This is a genomic window from Nocardioides sp. P5_C9_2 (assembly GCF_054049555.1).
The window spans coordinates 1-1,525 of the sequence record NZ_JBFUMD010000678.1 but is presented as its reverse complement, the minus strand read 5'-3'; the positions used below and the strand labels follow the sequence as shown (position 1 = coordinate 1,525).

Below are 1,525 nucleotides of genomic sequence, written 5' to 3'. Positions count from 1 at the left end.
GTGTGGCGCTCCACACGACCGGGGTCCTCGTCGAACCAGGCCCGGAGGTCGGGCGACGAGCTCGCCGCGAGGGCGGCGAGCTCCGACCACGCCGCGGTGGCCACCGCGTCGACGGGCGACGAGGTCACGCCGACGCGCCCTCGCCCGCGGACTTGAGCTGGCCGGACACGGTGTCGAGGAGCTCGGTCCACGACGCCTCGAACTTCTCCACGCCCTCCTGCTCGAGCGTGGCGATCACGTTGTCGTAGTCGATCCCGACGCCCGCGAGCTGCTCCATGACGGCCTGCGCGTCGGCGTACGTCGTCGTCACCCGGTCGCCCTCGACCTCACCGTGGTCGGCGAAGGCCTCCATGGTCTTCTCCGGCATGGTGTTGACGGTGTCGGGCGCGACCAGGTCGGTGATGTACATGGTGTCGCGGTAGTCCGGGTTCTTGACGCCGGTCGAGGCCCACAGCGGGCGCTGCTTGTGCGCACCGGCGGCGGCGAGGGACTCCCACCGCTCGCCGGAGAAGAACTGCTCGAAGTCGCGGTGGGCGAGCACGGCGTTGGCCACGCCCGCCTTGCCGCGCAGGGCCAGGGCCTCGTCGCTGCCGATGGCCTCGAGACGCTTGTCGATCTCGCTGTCCACACGGGAGACGAAGAACGACGCGACCGAGTGGATGCCGGACAGGTCGTGGCCGTTGTCGCGCGCCTTCTCGAGGCCGGCGACGTAGGCCTCCATCACCCCGCGGTAGCGCTCGAGGCCGAAGATCAGCGTGACGTTGACGCTGATGCCGTCGCCCAGCACGGTGGTGATGGCCGGGGCGCCCTCGGTGGTGGCCGGGATCTTGATGAGCACGTTGGCGCGGTCCACCTCGGCCCACAGCTTGTGTGCGGCCTCGGTCGTCGCGTCGGTGTCGAAGGCGAGCGTCGGGGCGACCTCGATCGACACCCGGCCGTCGACCCCGGTGCTGGCGTCGTACGCCGGCTTCAGGATGTCGGCGGCCTGGCGCACGTCGGTGGTGGTCAGCGCGAAGACGACGGCATCGACGTCGGCGCCCTCGGCGGCGAGCTCGCGCACCTGGGCGTCGTACCGCTCGCCCTCGGCCAGCGCGGCCGCGAAGATCGAGGGGTTGGTGGTGACGCCGGTGACGGAGCGCGTCTCCATGAGCTCGGCGAGGTTGCCGGTCTCGATGCGCTCGCGGGACAGGTCGTCGAGCCAGATGGACACGCCCGCGTCTGCGAGGGCCTTCATGCGGTCACTCATGGTTCCTCCTGAGGGTGCTGCTGGGGGTGGCGGTGATCCGGTCTCAGTCGGTGGAGACCCGGATGCTGTCACGGGCGGCGTCGGCCACCGCCTCGCCGGTGAGGCCGTACTCGGAGTAGATCCGGGCGTAGTCGGCCGAGGCACCGTAGGTGTCGATGGACACGATGCGGCCGTGGTCGCCGACGATCTCGCGCCAGCCCTGGGCCACGCCGGCCTCGACCGAGACGCGGGCCTTGACGGTGGGCGGGATGACGCTCTCGCGGTAGGCCTGCTCCTGCT

Annotated in this window: 2 protein-coding genes; both read right to left on the bottom strand. The window is 71.1% G+C overall.

Annotated elements, in window-relative coordinates; translation table 11 throughout:
• Nucleotides 1-124: 124 nt before the first annotated feature.
• A complete protein-coding gene (gene tal, locus ACXJKL_RS20920) occupies nucleotides 125-1,246 on the bottom strand; it encodes a transaldolase (protein WP_457208918.1) in 1,122 nt (373 codons plus the stop codon).
• Nucleotides 1,247-1,289: 43 nt separating this feature from the next.
• A partial coding sequence (locus ACXJKL_RS20915; RefSeq protein ID WP_457208917.1) for a transketolase-like TK C-terminal-containing protein occupies nucleotides 1,290-1,525 on the bottom strand: 236 nt, incomplete at its 5' end.